At 42.4% G+C, this 18,981-nt stretch carries 16 protein-coding genes and 1 riboswitch; of the genes, 12 read left to right on the top strand and 4 right to left on the bottom strand.

Annotation, left to right across the window (positions count from 1 at the left end; genetic code table 11):
• The first annotated feature begins 82 nt into the window (after positions 1-82).
• A riboswitch (SAM riboswitch) is annotated at positions 83-174 on the top strand.
• A gap of 83 nt (positions 175-257) precedes the next feature.
• The 7 genes from NSQ16_RS10035 (at position 258) to NSQ16_RS10005 (ending at position 7,770) form a co-directional block, all read left to right on the top strand.
• Positions 258-1,292, top strand: a complete 1,035-nt coding sequence (locus NSQ16_RS10035) for a 2-hydroxyacid dehydrogenase (RefSeq protein ID WP_230488184.1) — start codon at positions 258-260, stop codon at positions 1,290-1,292.
• A 17-nt stretch (positions 1,293-1,309) separates the two neighbouring features.
• Positions 1,310-2,773: an FGGY-family carbohydrate kinase gene (locus tag NSQ16_RS10030; RefSeq protein ID WP_230488183.1), complete on the top strand. Its 1,464-nt coding sequence runs from the start codon at positions 1,310-1,312 to the stop codon at positions 2,771-2,773.
• Between the two features lie 93 nt (positions 2,774-2,866).
• A complete protein-coding gene (locus NSQ16_RS10025) occupies positions 2,867-4,111 on the top strand; it encodes an MFS transporter (protein WP_080529386.1) in 1,245 nt (414 codons plus the stop codon).
• Between the two features lie 405 nt (positions 4,112-4,516).
• On the top strand, positions 4,517-5,068 hold the full coding sequence (locus NSQ16_RS10020) for a MarR family transcriptional regulator (protein ID WP_024571762.1): 552 nt from the start codon (positions 4,517-4,519) through the stop codon (positions 5,066-5,068).
• A gap of 15 nt (positions 5,069-5,083) precedes the next feature.
• A complete protein-coding gene (locus tag NSQ16_RS10015) occupies positions 5,084-6,028 on the top strand; it encodes an ABC transporter ATP-binding protein (RefSeq protein ID WP_230488182.1) in 945 nt (314 codons plus the stop codon).
• Between the two features lie 9 nt (positions 6,029-6,037).
• Positions 6,038-6,784 (top strand): ABC transporter permease, encoded by a 747-nt coding sequence (locus tag NSQ16_RS10010; RefSeq protein WP_230488181.1) that lies wholly within the window; start codon positions 6,038-6,040, stop codon positions 6,782-6,784.
• Positions 6,778-7,770 (top strand): ABC transporter permease, encoded by a 993-nt coding sequence (locus NSQ16_RS10005; protein WP_133954586.1) that lies wholly within the window; start codon positions 6,778-6,780, stop codon positions 7,768-7,770. The genes NSQ16_RS10010 and NSQ16_RS10005 overlap by 7 nt, the downstream gene beginning before the upstream one ends.
• Before the next feature lie 139 nt (positions 7,771-7,909).
• Here the strand turns inward: NSQ16_RS10005 and NSQ16_RS10000 are convergent, their stop codons facing one another.
• From NSQ16_RS10000 to NSQ16_RS09990, 3 genes are all read right to left on the bottom strand, one after another.
• Positions 7,910-8,443: a GNAT family protein gene (locus tag NSQ16_RS10000; RefSeq protein WP_230488180.1), complete on the bottom strand. Its 534-nt coding sequence runs from the start codon at positions 8,441-8,443 to the stop codon at positions 7,910-7,912.
• 43 nt (positions 8,444-8,486) lie between these two features.
• On the bottom strand, positions 8,487-9,257 hold the full coding sequence (locus tag NSQ16_RS09995) for a hypothetical protein (RefSeq protein ID WP_080529385.1): 771 nt from the start codon (positions 9,255-9,257) through the stop codon (positions 8,487-8,489).
• A 66-nt stretch (positions 9,258-9,323) separates the two neighbouring features.
• On the bottom strand, positions 9,324-9,632 hold the full coding sequence (locus tag NSQ16_RS09990) for a DUF948 domain-containing protein (RefSeq protein WP_128992953.1): 309 nt from the start codon (positions 9,630-9,632) through the stop codon (positions 9,324-9,326).
• A gap of 150 nt (positions 9,633-9,782) precedes the next feature.
• Here NSQ16_RS09990 and NSQ16_RS09985 point away from each other — a divergent pair, with 150 nt between their 5' ends.
• From NSQ16_RS09985 to proB, 4 genes are all read left to right on the top strand, one after another.
• A complete protein-coding gene (locus NSQ16_RS09985) occupies positions 9,783-10,499 on the top strand; it encodes a 3-ketoacyl-ACP reductase (protein WP_032721974.1) in 717 nt (238 codons plus the stop codon).
• A 291-nt stretch (positions 10,500-10,790) separates the two neighbouring features.
• On the top strand, positions 10,791-11,159 hold the full coding sequence (gene rtp, locus NSQ16_RS09980) for a replication termination protein (RefSeq protein ID WP_003220337.1): 369 nt from the start codon (positions 10,791-10,793) through the stop codon (positions 11,157-11,159).
• Positions 11,160-11,306: 147 nt separating this feature from the next.
• The gene (proC, locus tag NSQ16_RS09975) at positions 11,307-12,200 is read left to right on the top strand and encodes a pyrroline-5-carboxylate reductase (RefSeq protein WP_080530059.1); all 894 of its coding nucleotides are present in this window, start codon (positions 11,307-11,309) and stop codon (positions 12,198-12,200) included.
• Positions 12,197-13,312 carry a glutamate 5-kinase gene (gene proB, locus NSQ16_RS09970; RefSeq protein ID WP_042975927.1) on the top strand — a complete coding sequence of 372 codons (1,116 nt, stop codon included), beginning with the start codon at positions 12,197-12,199 and terminating at the stop codon, positions 13,310-13,312. Before proC ends, proB begins: the two co-directional genes overlap by 4 nt.
• Positions 13,313-13,363: 51 nt before the next feature.
• Here proB and gltC read toward each other — a convergent pair whose 3' ends face one another.
• Positions 13,364-14,266, bottom strand: a complete 903-nt coding sequence (gene gltC, locus NSQ16_RS09965; RefSeq protein WP_004399246.1) for a glutamate biosynthesis transcriptional regulator GltC — start codon at positions 14,264-14,266, stop codon at positions 13,364-13,366.
• Between the two features lie 146 nt (positions 14,267-14,412).
• Between gltC and gltB the strand changes: the two genes are divergently transcribed.
• Positions 14,413-18,975 carry a glutamate synthase large subunit gene (gene gltB, locus NSQ16_RS09960; protein WP_230488178.1) on the top strand — a complete coding sequence of 1,521 codons (4,563 nt, stop codon included), beginning with the start codon at positions 14,413-14,415 and terminating at the stop codon, positions 18,973-18,975.
• Positions 18,976-18,981 lie beyond the last annotated feature (6 nt).

The raw sequence follows: 18,981 nt of genomic DNA, 5'->3' as shown, positions 1-18,981 counted from the left end.
TTCTGAAAAAAGAGATTGACATCAATCTGAGACTTCTTTATGATAAACGTATTCTTTATTCTGAAAATTACATACTCAACATTTTCTATCCAGAGAGGTGGAGGGACTGGCCCTATGAAACCTCGGCAACATTATTGTGCCAATTCCAGCAAGCGTCAGCTTGAAAGATAGGAAAGCAAGGTTTATACCGGCGTCTGCCTGTAACAGAGCGCGCCTATATATGAATCTCTTTCCATCTTCGGAAAGAGATTTTTTTTATGAAAAATACGATGAAAAGGATGTTTTGCACCATGACGGTTTTGGTTACAGCACCGTACAACGAAGAAGGACGAAAAAAGCTAGAAAACTTGTTTGGCTCAGTTGCTTATCAATCTTGGAAGGAACAAGGCCGGGCATATCGGGAAGATGAACTCATTCAGCTGCTAAAAGCAACAAATGCGACAGGCTTGATTACTGAACTTGATCAGGTAACAGACAGCGTATTTGCTTCTGTTCCCGACCTTTCATTTGTCGGTGTTTGCAGGGGAATGCCCTCCAATGTGGATGTGGCAGCTGCTTCAAAAAGAGGCATACCTGTTTTTTATACACCTGGGCGGAATGCACAAGCCGTTGCTGAAATGTTTATTGGAAATGTGATTACCTTTCTCCGCCATACCAGCGTCTCGAATCAATGGCTGAAGGATGGAAAGTGGGACAGTGATTACCTGCAGGCTTATGTCAAATTTAAAGGGAATGAATTATCAGGAAAAACGGTTGGCATGATTGGGTTCGGCGCAGTCGGGCAAAGGATTGCAAAACTGCTGACTGCGTTTGACTGTAAAATAAAGTATTACGATCCATACATTGAAGACGATCATCCGTTGTATGAAAAAGTATCTCTTAAAACGGTGTTTTCAGACAGTGATATCGTTTCTGTCCATCTGCCTCGTACTGAGGAAACACTTGGACTTATTGATCGGAAGTATTTTGATCTGATGAAACAGAGTGCGATTTTCGTCAATACTTCAAGAGCAGTTGTTGTAAACCGTGAAGATCTTTTATCTGTATTAAAAGAACATAAAATCAGAGGTGCGATATTAGACGTTTTTTATCATGAACCTCCAGAGGAATCAGATTATGAATTGATTTCATTGCCTAATGTTCTGGCAACACCGCATCTCGCTGGAGCAACATTTGAAGTGGAGGATCATCACGTGACGATACTGAATAAAGCCCTCAAAAAGTGGAAGGGTGAAAAAACTCTTAATATTCCGACAATGTATAACAAGGACGAACTGAAAACAGGGGTATAAGAAAGGAGGCTAACAGAATGAAAAAACAAAAAGGCTATCTTGTTTTTGATATTGGCACAGGCAATGCGAGGGTAGCGGTCGTGAGTGTAACTGGCAGTGTTCTAACAGTTGAACGGGAGGACATCGTGTATTCCACAGAGACGCTTTACCCGGACAGCCGTTATTTTTCTCCTCAGGTGCTGTGGAAGCAGGTGATGAATTTGGCAAAACGTGCGCTATCCCGTTCGTGTGATATTGACATCATTGGTTTGACATCGACGAGCCAAAGACAGGGGATTGTTTTGATTGATCAAAACGGCAATCCTTTTCTCGGGCTGCCGAACATCGATAATCGCGGCCGAGAGTGGGAGGCGAGCATTCCCGATCGGGAAGAGATATACAGCCGCACAGGCCGCCTGCCAACCGCACTTTTTTCCGCGCTCAAGCTTTATGGATTAAAACAGCGCCAGCCCTCTTTATGGGAAAAGACTGCAAGCTTTACTAGCATCAGTGATTGGGTGACGTACCAACTGAGCGGAATATTAACATATGAACCATCACAGGCAACAGAAACCCTGCTGTTTGATGTGAAGCAAAACACTTGGTCAGAAGAGATGTGCGACATATTCGGCTTTTCTCCATCTATCCTTCCGCCTCTTGTAAGAGCGGGAACAGCAATTGGAACGATAGCAAATGAATATGCATCCGAATTAGGCCTTTCAATAAATGCTAAGGTTATAGCAGGGGGCGGGGATACACAGCTAGCTGTCAAAAGCACCGGAGCTGGACTTGAGGACATTGTCATTGTATCAGGGACAACAACGCCAATAACCAAAATTACTGCGGATCATGGCGACACAAAACATAAAGCCTGGCTGAACTGTCATACGGATCAAGGGCATTGGCTTGTGGAAACGAATCCGGGAATTACCGGCTTGAATTATCAAAAATTAAAACAGATTTTTTATCCGAATGAAACGTACGAAGTAATGGAGGAGGAGATTTCTGCACTTGCAAAAGAAGACCATGCATGTGTAGCGGCTCTCGGCTCTTATTTATCGGCTGAAAAGAATGCGTTAACGAGAGGCGGTTTTCTTTTTGATGCCCCGCTGTCAGCACATTTAAAGAGGGCACATTTTGTACGTGCAGCGCTAGAAGAGATCGCATTTTCAATCAAATGGAACTTTGACATTTTAACAGAGGTTACTCCGTTTGAACGTGACTATGTTTGGGTGTGCGGAGGGGGATTCCAAAGCAAAGCGCTCACTCAATATATCGCGGATCTTCTTCAAAAAAAGGTCTATGTCCAAGAGGGATATCATCAGGCATCTGTCGTCGGTGCTGCAGTCATTTGCAATGAAACCTTTCAATTAACGGAGGAGATATCAGCAAATGTCCGGGTGATCGAACCGAAGGACTGTCAGACAGAATTGGCTTTATATGAGGAATGGAAGCAAACACAGCGCTTTTTTTCAGGATCAGAAAGCAAAGTATTAATTTAAGGCGGCATTTCTGCTGTTTTGAGGAATCATTTAATTTTCAACTTTAATAAGGTAATACGGTAATGAATATTAGCATCTAAGGAGGAGACAGATATGTTGGATAAAATAGGAATACCGAAGCGGCTTGCCTGGGGATTTTTAGGGGTTGTTTTGTTTATGATGGGAGATGGCCTTGAACAAGGCTGGCTCAGTCCTTTTTTGATCGAAAACGGGCTCACCGTTCAGCAGTCCGCTTCCATTTTTAGTATATACGGAATTGCGCTTGCCATAGCTTCCTGGTTTTCGGGTGTATGTCTCGAAGCATTTGGCGCAAAACGGACGATGTTTATGGGGCTGTTGTTTTATGTGATCGGTACAGCTGCTTTTATCGTATTTGGATTTGAACAGCTGAACCTGCCAGTGATGTATGTGACTTACTTCGTAAAAGGGTTAGGTTACCCGCTTTTTGCTTACTCTTTCTTGACATGGGTCATTTACAGAACACCGCAAAGCAAACTGAGCACTGCTGTCGGCTGGTTTTGGATTGCATATTGCCTCGGCATGTTTGTGTTCGGCGCTTGGTACTCAAGCTACGCGATCAAAGCGTTCGGTTATTTGAATACGCTTTGGAGCTCTATTTTCTGGGTATGTCTCGGTGCATTCTTTGCATTGTTTATCAATAAAGACCGTTTTGAAAAGAAGAAAAGAAAAAGATCAGAAACAGCCGAGGAGCTTTTAAAAGGGGTTACGATTTTATTTACAAATCCGCGCGTGCTTACAGGCGGAATCATCAGAATCATCAACAGTATTGGTACATATGGTTTTCCAGTCTTTTTGCCGATGCACATGGCCCAGCATGGAATTTCAACCAATGTGTGGCTGCAAATTTGGGGAACGATTTTCCTGGGGAACATTGTGTTTAACCTTATCTTTGGTATTGTCGGCGATAAATTCGGCTGGAAAAATACTGTTATTTGGTTCGGCGGAGTCGGCTGCGGCATTTTCACCGTTTTATTATACTACGCACCTGTTTTCTCCGGCGGAAGTGTAGCGGTTGTCAGCGTGATCGGCTTTATTTGGGGCGGTTTGCTGGCAGGCTATGTGCCGATTGGTGCAATTGTGCCGACGGTGGCAGGAAAAGATAAAGGGGCAGCCATGTCTGTATTGAATTTAGCTGCAGGTTTATCAGCGTTTGTCGGCCCTGCACTCGCTTGGCTGTTCATCGGTCTCGTCGGCGCGCAAGGTGTCGTCTGGAGCTTTGCGGCCCTTTACCTTGCAAGTGCGGTCTTGACAAAATGTATTCATATACCTGAGGAAAAAGCAGTTAAGGAGGAAACATCTCCTCAATATGCATCTTAATTAGAAAGCGCCCATTTTCCGGGGCGCTTTTTATCATTTGTTCAGCAATGTAAGGATTTCCGATACGGAATGACGCAAAAATGATTGATCTGGACGGGATTTCACCATAACAGTCAGCCGATAAGAAACAGAATATAAGTCTGAGCCGTTTGTTCCACGTTAATTTCACGTCTTAGCTCGCCCGAATGTTCTCTCAAAACAAATTCATAACGGTCTCCAATGCTTTATTCTTGATTGAATTCTCGATGACGAGCCATCAACATTACCTCTTTCTGAATCGATCAGTATATAACTATTCTATAAATTATCGAGGGAGTCTAAAGGAAAATAGACAACATATTGACAATGTAATGAGAAATGTTAAGATGTATAGACAATAAGTTGTCCATTCAAGGAGGGAACATCGTGGATTATTCTAAGGAACTGAAAGATTTATTTTTAATGCAACAGTCTTACGCTACATTTTTTTCCACTTTAAACAAAATCCAATCACGCGGAGACGATTATTATGAAAGCTTAACGTCGAGGCAATTTATGACGATGGTTGCCATACTGCATTTACCGGAAGAGGAAACGACATTCAACAACATTGCAAAAAAATTAGGCACTTCAAAACAAAACATCAACAGACTTGTCAGCGGTATTGAAAAAAGAGGTTATGTCATCACTGTACCAAGTAAACGTGACAAGCGTGCAGTTAATGTGAAGATTACTGATTCAGGAAAGCGTGTCATGGAGGAATGCGGTGAAAAAGCGGTGTATTTTATGGCTGATCTATTTAAAGGCTTTTCGACGGAAGAGCTGGAAACATTGTGGATTTTATTGAAGAAACTGTACAGTTTTGATGGAGAAGAACAGGATGGTTTTGAAGAAGACGCTGCTGATTTTGACATTGAACAAAATCGAGACAATTTGAAAACAAATTTATTGCAGGAATTTGCAAAACGGAGAAAGTAAAAAGGAGAACCAACTATGAACAACGTAGCAATAGTAGAAAACTTGAAAATGCAGTATAAAAACAAAAACAAAACGGCAGTAGATGGGATTTCGTTCGAAGTGAGAGAGGGGGAAGTGCTTGGCTTACTAGGTCCAAATGGTGCAGGAAAAAGCACAACCATTCATATTTTATCAGGAGTATTGTCGGCCAGTTCCGGAAACGTTTCGATATTGGGCCATAGTGTGAAAAAAGGGTCAAAGGAAATGAAGAAAGGCATCGGGATTGTGCCTCAAGATATCGCGATTTATGAGGAGATTTCAGCTGAGAAAAATGTTCGTTTTTTTGCCAGTCTTTATTCTCTTAAAGGAGAAGAACTGAAAGCCCGAGTCAAAGAGGCTTTGGAGCTCGTACAGCTATATGAACGGAAAGATGACAAGCCAAAGACGTTTTCAGGCGGGATGAAAAGAAGATTAAACATTGCGTGCGCCATTGCCCATCAGCCGAAACTGATTATCATGGATGAGCCCACGGTAGGAATTGATCCGCAATCCCGGCATCACATTTTGGAATCAATAAAAGAGCTGAAAACAAAAGGCGCAAGCATCATTTACTCTACACATTATATGGAAGAAGTCGAGGCGATTTCAGATCGTATTATGATCATGAATGAAGGAAGAATTATTGCCAATGGAACAAAAGAAGAGCTGTACAGAGAAGTCAATAAAGAAATAACATACGCTTTTCAACTGGCGCATGTTCAGCGATTAAATAAAAACTCGATTAGAGAAATCATAGGAGTGACAGGAGTTGATTTCTCTGACCATCAACTAAATGTTACCGTTCAAAAGAACCAAGATCACCTGAGTGAAATCATATTAGAATTGAGTGCCCAAGGTTGCAGCATCCTAAACATGAACAAAAAAGAGGCATCGTTAGAAACGGTATTTTTAGAGCTGACGGGAAGAAATTTAAGAGATTAGGAGAGCAAAATGAGTTTGTTAAAATTGATAACATTTGATTTTATGAATATTTTAAGGAATCCGGTTCTTGTAATAGCCAATACGGCCTTTCCTTTCGTTCTCATTCTGGTCATGGGCTTTGTTACGAAAAGCAGCTTTGGAGCAGGCGGGGTAAGTTCTTATGATTATTACGGAGTGAATATGATGATTTTCACTGCAGCTCTGATTGCTATGACGACCTCTAATACGTTTATGGAGGAAAAGGTGAAGAAAGCGAACCTTCGTATTGTGTATGCGCCGGTTTCGACAACTAGTATCTATCTTTCTAAATTACTATCAACCTTTATATTCAGTGTCATTATGTACAGCATGAATGTGTTGATAGTCCAAACGATTTTTCATTTGAACTTTGGAGGACAATATCTTACGTATTTCATGCTTTTATTGTATGTATTTTTATTTTTCGGTTGCTGTTTTGGCACAATGTTCTGCAGTTTGTTCAAGAATGAAGAACAGGCGAATGGGATTATGCAAATTCCGATAGCTTTTTTTGTTTTCTTTGGTGGCGTATTTTTCGGAATTCATAGATTTGGAGATACCGTCAATCAGATATCGATTCTTTCTCCGATTAAATGGGTAACAGAATGTTCATTTCGTCTCATTTATGATCATGATTTCAGTATGCTGCAGCCTGTTATGTCAGGACTAATATTGGCTTCAATCATTTGTATTGCCGTTTCTCATGTTGTATTTAAGCCGGAGGGATATATATGCTGAGTTTATTCCAAAACAGGTGGGAGCGAATCCTGACCAAAAAAGCCATTATTATCATTGCATTAATCATTATCCCTCTGATGATTGGCGTTGCGATTATGTTTTCCGGGAAGCCGGTTTTCAAAGAAACAATCGCTTTTGTTACAGAACTGGACGAAGTTCATCATTTGCCGAGTGATTCTGCATTTAGAGTGGTAACGGTAGATCAGAAGCCGAAGTTTTCTGATCTGATGTTAGGGAAATATGCAGCCATTGTAGAAAAAAATCAACTTGATTACAAAGTAACCACGTTGAAAAGTAAAGCGGATCAAAAAATGATTCAGCAATTTTTTGAGACTGGAGAAATGCCAGGCAGCTACCGGGGAGAGGATGAATTAAGGACTGAACGGGGAACGGGAACGAATATATTAGGCTTTATCATGATGCTTGTATTGATGCAAGGTGTGGCATTAGCTGCGTTATATCCAGAAGACCGGATGCTCAAAACCTTCAAAAGGATTTTAGTGTCTCCCGTGCATGTGGGGAAATATTTGTTGGTTCAGTTTATCTTTACTTTTTTATGTTTATACATACCCACTTACTTGGCCATCCTAATTACAAATGTACTCTTTCATGCTGAAATTGGTTTCCGTTTAAATATTCTTGCTGGGTTACTGGGTGTTCTTACAGTGCTTGCAACAGCATTCGCTATCTTTATGGCTTCTGTGATGGATCGAAACATCAGTTTGATGACGAGTGGTATCAGTGTGATCACGTGTGTATTGTCAGGCTGTTTTATTTCTTTTGCTCCACATCATCCAATATTGAATGCCCTTTGTGCGATACTGCCGCAAAAAGCGTATATGACTTTCATTCACGGGGTAGAAATGGGGGATTCAATGTGGGAATACAAAACTCAGGTTATTTATATTTTGATGTGGTCGGCTGCGTTTTGTTTCCTTGGGGATTTTATCACAAGAAGAAGAACCAATAAAGGGATTTATGAGTAGGGGAAAAAGTTATTAGCATTGTTTTAAGAGATGAAAATTTTGTAGGGATTGATCAAGAATCAAAACGTCACAGCTGATGCAGGTCATGAATCGGACATTTTAAAGGAAAAGGGATGTGGCACAGACCAAGAGAATACCGTCATTCTCTTGGTTTCACAATAGAGTACACATTTGTATCATTTGGAGTCCCATTTTGATACATGTACTGTCTTAAAACGCCTTCTTTTTGAAACCCCATTTTTAGAAGCAGACGATTTGATGCTTCATTATCGGTAAATACGACTGCGCCAATACGCGACAGTCCAAGGGCAGAAAATCCGTAAGATACGACCTTTGAAATGACTTCTGATGCAAATCCGTTTCGCCAATGCTCCGGGATGAATTCATAACCGATTTCCGCGCGCCTATGCTTTTGGGCCAGAGCGTGAAAGCCTATTGTTCCGATCAGTTCTTTAGTGTCCCGTCTTTCAATTCCCCACCGTATACCGCGTTTTTCTTGATAGAGGGCAGCAAACGTTTGAATCATTGAAATGGCCTGTTCTATAGATTCCATGTTTTCAAGCCCATAATAGCGTGTCACCTCATCGTTTGAGAAACAAGCAAAAATGGCTTCCGCATCCTGATCTGTGATTTGCCTAAGTGTAAGCCGATCGGTTTCTAATATAGGAAACATTCAACCACTCCCCGCGTTTGTGTCTATGTTTATCATATCCCTTTTATTTCCTCTTTTCTATAGTGAAATCAACCAATGCAGCAAAGGAACGAATTTGTGTTTCTAGTTGCTCTTTGTTTTTGTTGAATTGTTTCAAACGATGGCCGTTCGCGCCTGATGGGTGGGGAAAGCCGTTAAGGCAAACCAAATTCTGGAGGCTGTGCTGTCTGATCAATGTTTCACATACTGTTTCGGCCGCTTTTCCTAACGGAATGAGAAGAGCTGGTCCCGTCACATGGTTAAGCTCCGCAGGGAAGTACCCAAAAGCATAAGTGCTTAGAATAGGAGAATGAGTGATAGCCGGTTTGTATCCGGTATAGTTTTTTTGCTGGATAAAGACAGGATATTTAATAACGGAAGTTGTATGGAGCATATGCCGTAATTCTCCAAAAAGCTTTGCGGCGCTTTGAATGCCAAAAGCTTGCGGCAGCCCGCATAAATCCAGCATGGTGATAAGGTTATGTCTCATCGACCCGGAGAAACCCGCTGCTATTTTTGTATCTACCGCCATTTGCCCAAGAGTGCGGCCTTGCCGCAGACTTTCGACTGCTGTTTCGTATGCTGTTTTCATCTGGGAAAAACCCGGCGTGATCCCGGCAATCACAATCGTAGCAGTCCGATTGATATATTCATTATGAGGTGAATAGTAGATGTCAAGTTCATTTTCTTGATGGAGATGAAATGGAGAAATAAATAAATCCGACTTTGTAAGTGAAGAGGGAAGAGAATGTAGTTTTTCTGCGAACTCCTTTAAGCAACTGTGGTTTACAATCATGCGAAAGCCTCCTCAAAAAATGATATCCCATTGTTCATTCTGATCGAAACAACGGGATATCATTCATCATGACCTGCTATTTAAATGGCCAGCCTGCCACACCTCTTTAACAGCTTTAGGAACTTTTTTCACTTCAGCTGCGGTCTGCTGAAACGTGTATTTTTTTATTTGGACATCCTGCTGAACCTTCTTTTGTTTTTGCGTCAGCAGCTCTGTTTCTGTTTTTAATCCTTCGATTTGTTTTTGCATAGCCTGCGTAACAGAGGAAAGCTCCTTTAGTGCAGGGTCCATTTTTTTCTTGTTTTGAATCACGGTAACTCCTAAGAAGATAATAGAAACTGCTAATACTGCAAGACTGATATAAACTATAATCATATGTTCACTCCTTTTCTTATGTCATTACCCTGTATCCGTTTTTTTAATCAGAAGAAATGATATTTACACAGTTCGTTTGATTTGCGTATTGGATGTATTGTACTTATAATGTGATATCGTACATATGTAAACAAAGAAAGGGTGCTTCAATTGCAAAGTTTACAAAATAAAACTGCACTAATCACAGGCGGAGGCAGAGGAATTGGCCGTGCTACAGCTCTTGCTCTTGCGAAAGAAGGCGTAAATATTGGGTTAATCGGCCGGACTGCCGCTAATGTTGAAAAAGTGGCAGAAGAAGTCAAAGCGCTTGGTGTAAAAGCTGCATTTGCTGCTGCAGATGTAAAAGATGCCGAGCAGGTTAACCAAGCCGTCGCTCAAGTGAAGGAACAGCTCGGTGATATCGATATCCTCATTAATAATGCCGGCATCAGCAAATTTGGCGGTTTCTTAGATCTGTCAGCTGATGAGTGGGAAAATATTATTCAAGTCAACCTAATGGGTGTGTACCATGTCACGCGCGCGGTGCTTCCGGAAATGATCGAACGCAAAGCCGGAGACATCATTAATATTTCATCTACAGCGGGCCAAAGAGGAGCTGCTGTAACAAGTGCTTACAGCGCTTCTAAATTTGCCGTTCTCGGGTTAACAGAGTCTCTTATGCAAGAAGTGAGAAAACATAATATCAGAGTCAGCGCGTTAACGCCGAGCACTGTCGCTAGTGATATGTCTATCGAATTGAACTTAACAGACGGTAATCCTGAAAAAGTGATGCAGCCTGAGGATCTTGCTGAGTACATGGTGGCACAATTGAAATTAGATCCTCGTATTTTCATCAAAACAGCGGGATTATGGTCAACAAATCCTTAAAAATGAAAACCTGTCTTTCGACAGGTTTTTTTATTTGAATGAAATTCATACCGGCATATGCAAATCTGACAATCGTTTTAAATTGAAGCTGGCAGTGAATGCAGGCTATAATAGAACTAAGAAAACTATGTACCAAATGTTCAGTCGAAATTTATTTTTTCCGCTACACCTATAATCAGTAAATATGAAATGCTTGGACTATCAGTCTTTAATATAAAGAAGGAAAACAATAAAAGAAAATTGAATATTTAGTACATAGTGTTGTCAGTGACAGAAGAAGGAGTGCATATGATGAAAGAAGAAAAAAGGAGTTCAACAGGCTTTTTAGTGAAACAGCGCGCATTTTTGAAGCTTTATATGATAACGATGACAGAGCAAGAGAGACTCTATGGGTTAAAGCTGCTTGAAGTACTTCGGTCTGAATTTAAAGAGATTGGTTTTAAACCAAATCATACAGAAGTATACCGGTCTTTGCATGAGCTTCTTGATGACGGGATACTAAAACAAATTAAAGTAAAAAAAGAAGGGGCTAAGCTCCAGGAAGTCGTCCTCTATCAATTTAAAGATTACGAAGCCGCCAAGCTATATAAAAAACAGCTGAAGGTAGAGCTGGATCGCTGTAAAAAACTGATTGAAAAAGCTCTCTCAGATAATTTTTAATAGAAACAAACACCCGGCGCAGCAGTGTGAACCGGGTGTTTTCTGCTTTTCATTATACATATTTGTCGAAAAGAAACAATACAAATCAATGATGACCTTCAAACTTGACATCATTTCCTCACGTGGTAACATTTTAAACGTGTGAAAATGCGAACAAAAAAGCGAACAAAGGAGATGTTACCGATCTTTGATCAAAAGAAAGTAGCCTTTATAGGAGCAGGATCTATGGCGGAAGGAATGATATCAGGTATCGTTCGTGCCAACAAAATCCCGAAACAAAACATCTGCGTTACAAACCGCAGCAATACAGAGCGATTAACTGAACTTGAACTTCAATATGGCATTAAAGGCACCTTGCCGAACCAACTATGTATTGAAGACATGGATGTGCTCATTTTGGCAATGAAGCCAAAAGACGCCGAAAACGCTCTGTCATCACTAAAATCACGTATTCAACCCCATCAATTAATATTGTCGGTCCTTGCCGGCATAACTACCTCTTTTATTGAACAATCATTGCTTAATGAACAGCCGGTTGTCAGAGTGATGCCCAACACTTCCAGTATGATTGGCGCTTCTGCAACAGCTATTGCCCTTGGCAAATATGTGTCGGAAGACCTGAAGAAGCTGGCCGAAGCATTGCTCGGATGCATGGGCGAAGTCTATACAATCCAAGAAAATCAAATGGATATATTCACCGGAATTGCAGGCAGCGGACCCGCGTATTTTTATTATTTAATGGAATTCATTGAAAAGACAGGCGAGGAAGCGGGCCTCGATAAACAGTTATCTCGAAGCATCGGCGCACAGACACTTTTAGGTGCCGCAAAAATGCTCATGGAAACAGGAGAACATCCTGAGATCTTAAGAGATAATATCACGTCACCGAACGGAACCACAGCAGCGGGGCTGCAAGCCTTGAAAAAGAGCGGCGGCGGAGAAGCGATTTCTCAAGCAATAAAGCATGCGGCTAAGCGTTCAAAGGAAATCAGCGAAGATATCGAAAAAACTGCAGCGCCGCTATCAGGAGTGATAAAGTGACGCCTGATACAAGCATGAAAAGAGTCGTTGTGAAGATTGGAAGCAGTTCATTAACAAGCCTTCATGGAGAAATCAGCATTCGAAAATTAGAAGCGTTGGTCGACCAGGTCGTCAAACTCAAAGACGCCGGTTATGAAGTGATTTTGGTTTCCTCAGGCGCAGTGGCGGCGGGATATCGGAAGCTCGGATTTATCCAAAGGCCCGAGAAGCTTCCAGAAAAACAAGCATCAGCTTCAATCGGCCAGGGATTGCTGATGGAGGCTTATTCAAAGCTGTTTTTGGCACACGGCTATGTCGCATCCCAAATTTTAATTACGAGAAGCGATTTTTCTGATGAATATCGATACAACAATGTCAGGAATACAATGAATGTACTGCTCGAGCGCGGCATCATCCCGATCATAAACGAAAATGATACAGTTACCGTCAATCGGCTCAAGTTTGGCGACAATGATACACTCGCGGCAAAAGTCGCAGGATTGATTGATGCAGATATGCTTGTGATTTTATCAGATATAGACGGATTATATGACGGCAATCCGCGCACAAATCCAGAAGCGAAAAGGATACAGCGGGTAAGTGAAATAACACCTGACATCGAAGCATGCGCAGGTGACACTGGGAGCATCGTTGGCACCGGCGGCATGCGCTCTAAGCTTGATGCGTTTAAAATCGTAATGGCGTCTGGCATTAAAGGTTTCCTAGGTCAGGCAGATGCTGGCGATATTTTATACCACGCCGTTCATGAACAGGCGGAAGGCACCTATTTTGAAGCAGAAGGAACGCTTCCGTTGAATCAAAAGGAGCAATGGATCGCTTTTAATTCCGGTCCGGAAGGTGAAATGATTTTATCAGATGATTGTTCACGAAAAATAACAAACGGACAATCGAGTTTATACCTAGACGGTGTACAGAAGATTAAAGGGAAATTCAAAAGCGGTTCAGTTGTTCGGCTGATGGATTCAAAAGGGACGGAAATCGGCCTTGGAATCGTCAATTACTCTTCTGTACAGCTTCAAGAACCGGAAAAGAAAAAGGAACTGACAAATAGAGCTCTAATTGATCAAGAAGCATTTGTTTGCCATGTGGATTTTTCTTTACCTGTAAATTAATTTGCAGAAAAAAACCCGAAGCTTCTATATAGAAGCTCGGGTTCATTTTTTTTATTGATACTGCTCCAGCTTAGAGAAAAATTGAATGACAAACTCATAAAAATCATTCGCGGAAGGCGCAAGCTCTCTATTTTTCGGTTTAATGATTCCGACAGTCCGTTTTACTTGAGGGAACTCAATTGGAATTTTCACAGTAAAACGAGGTGTTGTTTCAGCAAAAGTACTTTCAGGCAGAAGGGTAACGCCCATTCCTGCGGACACTAACCCTTTGATCGCATCCAAATCCTCACCCTCCGTGGAAACGAGAGGAGCAAAGCCTGCTTGTTTGCAAGTATCGATTGCCATCTCTCTAAGTACAAATCCTTCCGGGAACAATACAAATTGGTCGTTGCGCAAATCGATTAAATGAACCGTTTTTTGTTTAGCAAGCGGATGATTTAATGGAACAAGCGCGTAAATTTTTTCAGTAAATAATATTTTTCCCGTTATGTCAGAGAAATTCGTCGGCACCGGCCCTAATAAGGCCAGATCAATATCGCGGTTTCTGACAGCTTCAATCAGAAACTTATAGGAGCCTTGGCGCAGCAAAAATTCGACGTGCGGATATTCTTCTTTAAACGCTGAAATGACAGTCGGCAAAAGCTGGCTGGCGAGGCTTGTAGGAAAGCCGATCTTTACCGTTCCGCGATGCGGGTCAAGATACTCATCAATTTGTTCTTTCGCATAATCAATGGCTTTCATCGCCGTTTTCACATGAATCAAAAATTCTTTTCCGATTGGCGTGAGTTTGATATTTCTCCCTTCACGCTCAAATAAGGTCACATTTAATTCTTCTTCAAGATTGGCAATTTGTCTGCTGATTGCTGATTGGGCCACATGCAAATGATCAGCGGCTTCTGAAACGTGTTCTCTTTCAGCCACCTCCATAAAATAACGCAGTTGGCGCAGCTCCATGTTTGTCTCACATCCATCTATCTCATTTTGAGATTCTTTTGATCTAAATTATATATTGTTTATATCGTTTTGAAAACCTACAATGATTATAGAGTTGTTAGATTTTATGACCGGTATTATCGGAAATTGATCGGGGGAGAGGAATTATGACGTACAATCAAATGCCAAAAGCTCAAGGTCTCTACCGTCCTGAATTTGAACATGATGCATGCGGAATCGGCCTATATGCACACTTAAAGGGCAAGCAGACTCACGACATTGTCAAACAAGGACTTAAGATGCTTTGCCAGCTAGACCATAGAGGAGGGCAAGGCAGTGATCCGGATACAGGAGACGGAGCCGGCTTACTGGTTCAAATCCCTGATGCTTTCTTTAGAAAAGAGTGCAAAGACATCAATCTGCCAGAAAAAGAACGTTACGGGGTAGGAATGGTCTTTTTCTCACAGAAAGAAGATGAAAGAAAAAAAATTGAAAAGCAAATCAATGCACTGATTGAACAAGAAGGCCAAGTCGTTCTTGGATGGAGAACTGTACCTGTAAATGTCGGAAAAATCGGAACAGTAGCGCAAAAAAGCTGTCCGTTTGTCCGTCAGGTATTTATCGGCGCAAGTTCTGATCTAAAGGACAATTTATCTTTTGAACGAAAATTGTATGTCATTCGTAAACAGGCTGAAAATTGGGGAGTAACGGAAGATCTTGATTTTTATTTTGCCAGTCTTTCAAGCCAGACCATTGTTTACAAAGGCCTTTTAACACCTGAACAGGTTGATGCATTTTATTCAGATCTGCGAGACGAAGCATTCGTTTCTGCTTTTGCGCTCGTTCATTCACGCTTCAGCACCAACACATTCCCTACATGGGAAAGAGCGCATCCTAACCGCTATTTGGTTCACAACGGTGAAATTAACACCCTTCGCGGAAATATCAACTGGATGAGAGCACGTGAGCAGCAATTTGTTTCTGAAAGCTTCGGTGAGGACTTAAACAAGATTTTGCCGATTCTCAATGCTGACGGCAGTGACTCTTCCATTTTGGATAACGCATTTGAGTTTTTTGTGATGGCTGGACGCAAACCGGCACATACGGCAATGATGCTCATTCCAGAGCCTTGGACGGAAAATACGCATATGTCCAAGGAAAAAAGGGCGTTCTACGAGTACCATAGCTCCCTGATGGAGCCTTGGGACGGACCAACAGCCATTTCATTTACTGACGGTAAACAAATCGGGGCGATCCTTGACCGGAACGGTCTCCGTCCGGCCCGTTATTATGTCACAAAAGATGATTATATTATTTTCTCATCTGAAGTAGGCGTTATTGAAGTTGAACAGGAGAACGTTTTATATAAAAACCGCCTTGAGCCTGGGAAAATGCTTTTAATCGACCTGGAAGAAGGCCGTATTATCTCCGATGAAGAAGTCAAAACACAAATTGCAACTGAGTATCCGTATCAAAAATGGCTTGAAGAAGAGCTTGTACAAGTAAATCCTGATCCGGAGTCAAGAGAAGAAGAACAATTTAGTGATCTTCTTACTCGCCAGAAGGCATTCGGATACACATATGAAGATATCCAAAAATATCTAATTCCTGTTATTAAAGAAGGCAAAGATCCCCTTGGTTCAATGGGGAATGATGCTCCGCTTGCTGTACTTTCTGACCGAGCGCAATCACTGTTTAACTACTTTAAACAGCTGTTTGCACAAGTAACGAACCCGCCAATCGACGCGATTCGTGAGCAGCTTGTCACTTCAACGATGACTTGGCTCGGTGCGGAAGGCGATCTTCTTCATCCAAGTGAACGAAATGTTCGCCGGATTAAACTGTATACACCTGTTTTATCCAATGAACAGTTTTACGCATTGAAAACGATTGTTCATCCAGATTTAAAAAGCCAAAAAATTGATGTGCTGTTTTCAGAGGATCTTGAACGCGGATTAAAGGACATGTTCACACAAGCAGAGAAAGCCATCAGCCAAGGCGTAAGTTTGTTAATTTTATCAGACAAAAAGATGAACGAACGACTGACACCAATTCCGCCGCTTCTGGCAGTAAGCGCGCTGCACCAGCACTTAATCCGCAAAGGGCTGCGTACGAAGGTCAGCATTATTGTGGAATCGGGAGAAGCACGTGAAGTGCATCACTTTGCAGCGTTAATCGGTTATGGCGCAGATGCGATTAACCCTTATCTCGCTTATGCGACCTACAAGCAGGAAATTGATGAAGGCCGTTTGGATATCAGCTATGAAGAAGCGGTCAGCAAATATGGAAAAAGCATTACTGAGGGCGTCGTAAAAGTGATGTCCAAGATGGGAATTTCAACTGTGCAAAGCTACAGAGGCGCCCAAATCTTTGAAGCGGTAGGAATCAGCCGCGATGTGATCGACCGCTATTTCACAGGTACGGCATCACAGCTAGGCGGCATCGATTTACAAACAATTGCAGAAGAGGCACAGCGCCGCCACCGGGAAGCGTATCAGGATGATTACAGCAAAACGCTTGAACCGGGAAGTGACTTCCAATGGAGAAATGGCGGAGAGCATCATGCGTTTAATCCGAAAACGATTCATACTTTGCAATGGGCGTGCCGCAGAAATGATTACAATCTGTTTAAACAGTATACAAAAGCGGCTGATGAAGAACGCATCGGATTTTTGCGGAACTTGTTCGCATTTGACGGAAACCGCAAGCCTTTGAAGTTGGAGGAGGTTGAATCCGCTGAATCGATTGTCAAACGTTTTAAAACGGGTGCGATGTCATTCGGGTCCTTGAGTAAGGAAGCGCACGAAGCTTTAGCAATCGCAATGAACCGTCTTGGAGGAAAAAGCAACAGCGGTGAAGGCGGAGAAGATCCCAAACGCTTTGTTCCAGATGAGAACGGCGATGATAGAAGAAGTGCGATCAAACAAATTGCATCCGGACGGTTTGGTGTCAAAAGCCATTACCTCGTCAATGCTGACGAGCTGCAGATTAAAATGGCTCAAGGTGCTAAGCCGGGTGAAGGCGGGCAGCTTCCTGGCAACAAGGTATATCCATGGGTTGCCGATGTCCGCGGGTCAACGCCAGGTGTCGGATTAATCTCACCTCCACCACACCATGACATTTATTCGATTGAGGATTTAGCCCAGCTGATCCACGATTTGAAAAATGCCAACCGTGACGCAAGAATCAGCGTAAAGCTGGTGTCAAAAGCAGGTGTAGGAACAATCGCTGCAGGTGTTGCCAAAGCGACTGCAGATGTCATTGTGATCAGCGGCTATGACGGAGGTACAGGCGCTTCTCCGAAAACCAGTATTAAACATACAGGGCTTCCGTGGGAGCTTGGCCTTGCAGAAGCACATCAAACACTAATGCTGAACGGACTTCGTGACCGTGTTGTATTAGAAACAGATGGAAAGCTTATGACGGGCCGCGACGTTGTGATGGCTGCCTTGCTCGGCGCCGAAGAATTTGGTTTTGCAACAGCTCCGTTAGTTGTACTCGGTTGTGTCATGATGCGTGCCTGCCATTTGGATACATGCCCTGTCGGTGTAGCGACACAAAATCCAGAGCTTCGCAAAAAGTTCATGGGAGATCCTGACCATATTGTGAACTATATGCTGTTCATTGCCGAAGAAGTTCGTGAGTACATGGCTGCGTTAGGCTTCAAGACATTTGATGAAATGATCGGCCGCACTGATGTACTTCATGTAAGTGAACGGGCGAAGGGGCACTGGAAAGCAGGCCAGCTTGATTTGTCTACACTTCTTTATCAGCCTGAAGGGGTGCGGACATTCCAAGCTCCGCAAAATCATAAAATTGATCAATCGCTTGATATCACAACAATTCTCCCGGCTGTACAAGAAGCCATCGAATCTGGAAAAGAAGCTGATATTTCGATTGAAATCAATAATACAAACCGTGTAGCCGGAACGATAACCGGCAGTGAAATCTCAAAGCGTTACGGAGAAGAAGGTCTTCCTGAAGATACAATCAAGTTGCACTTTACCGGATCAGCCGGCCAAAGCTTTGGAGCTTTCGTTCCTAAAGGGATGACGCTTTATTTAGACGGAGACTCAAATGATTACGTCGGAAAAGGGCTTTCTGGCGGAAAAATCATCGTCAAGTCACCAGAAGGATTCAACTCTGCTTCGGATGACAATGTCATTATCGGCAACGTGGCTTTTTACGGTGCGACAAGCGGAGAAGCATATATTAACGGACGTGCTGGTGAACGCTTTGCCGTTCGAAACAGCGGTGTGAACGTAGTTGTAGAAGGCATCGGCGACCACGGCTGTGAATACATGACTGGCGGCAGCGTTGTCGTTCTCGGTGATGTAGGCAAAAACTTTGCGGCAGGTATGTCCGGCGGAATCGCTTATGTACTGGCCGAAGATGTCAAAGCGTTTAAACGCAAATGCAACCTTGAGATGATTTTATTTGAATCATTAGAGGATGAGAAAGAAATACAGCACATCAAAGCAATGCTTGAAAGACATACTGCGTATACAAACAGCCAAAAAGCAGAAGATCTGCTTGATCAATGGAAAGACAGTGTGAAAAAATTCGTCAAAGTCATTCCGAAAAACTATAAACAAATGCTCGCAAGCATCCAAGAGCAAAAAGCTGCAGGTTTATCAGATGAAGAAGCCATCATGTTCGCTTTTGAGGCCAACACGAAGCCAAAGCAGAATACAGCAGCATCGGGACAAAAACAAGCGGTAGTACAGTAAGGAAGG

The organism is Bacillus sp. PS108 (genome assembly GCF_037963335.1).
Taxonomy (GTDB): Bacteria; Bacillota; Bacilli; order Bacillales; family Bacillaceae; genus Bacillus; species Bacillus subtilis.
This window is presented reverse-complemented; position numbering and strand designations above follow the sequence as displayed.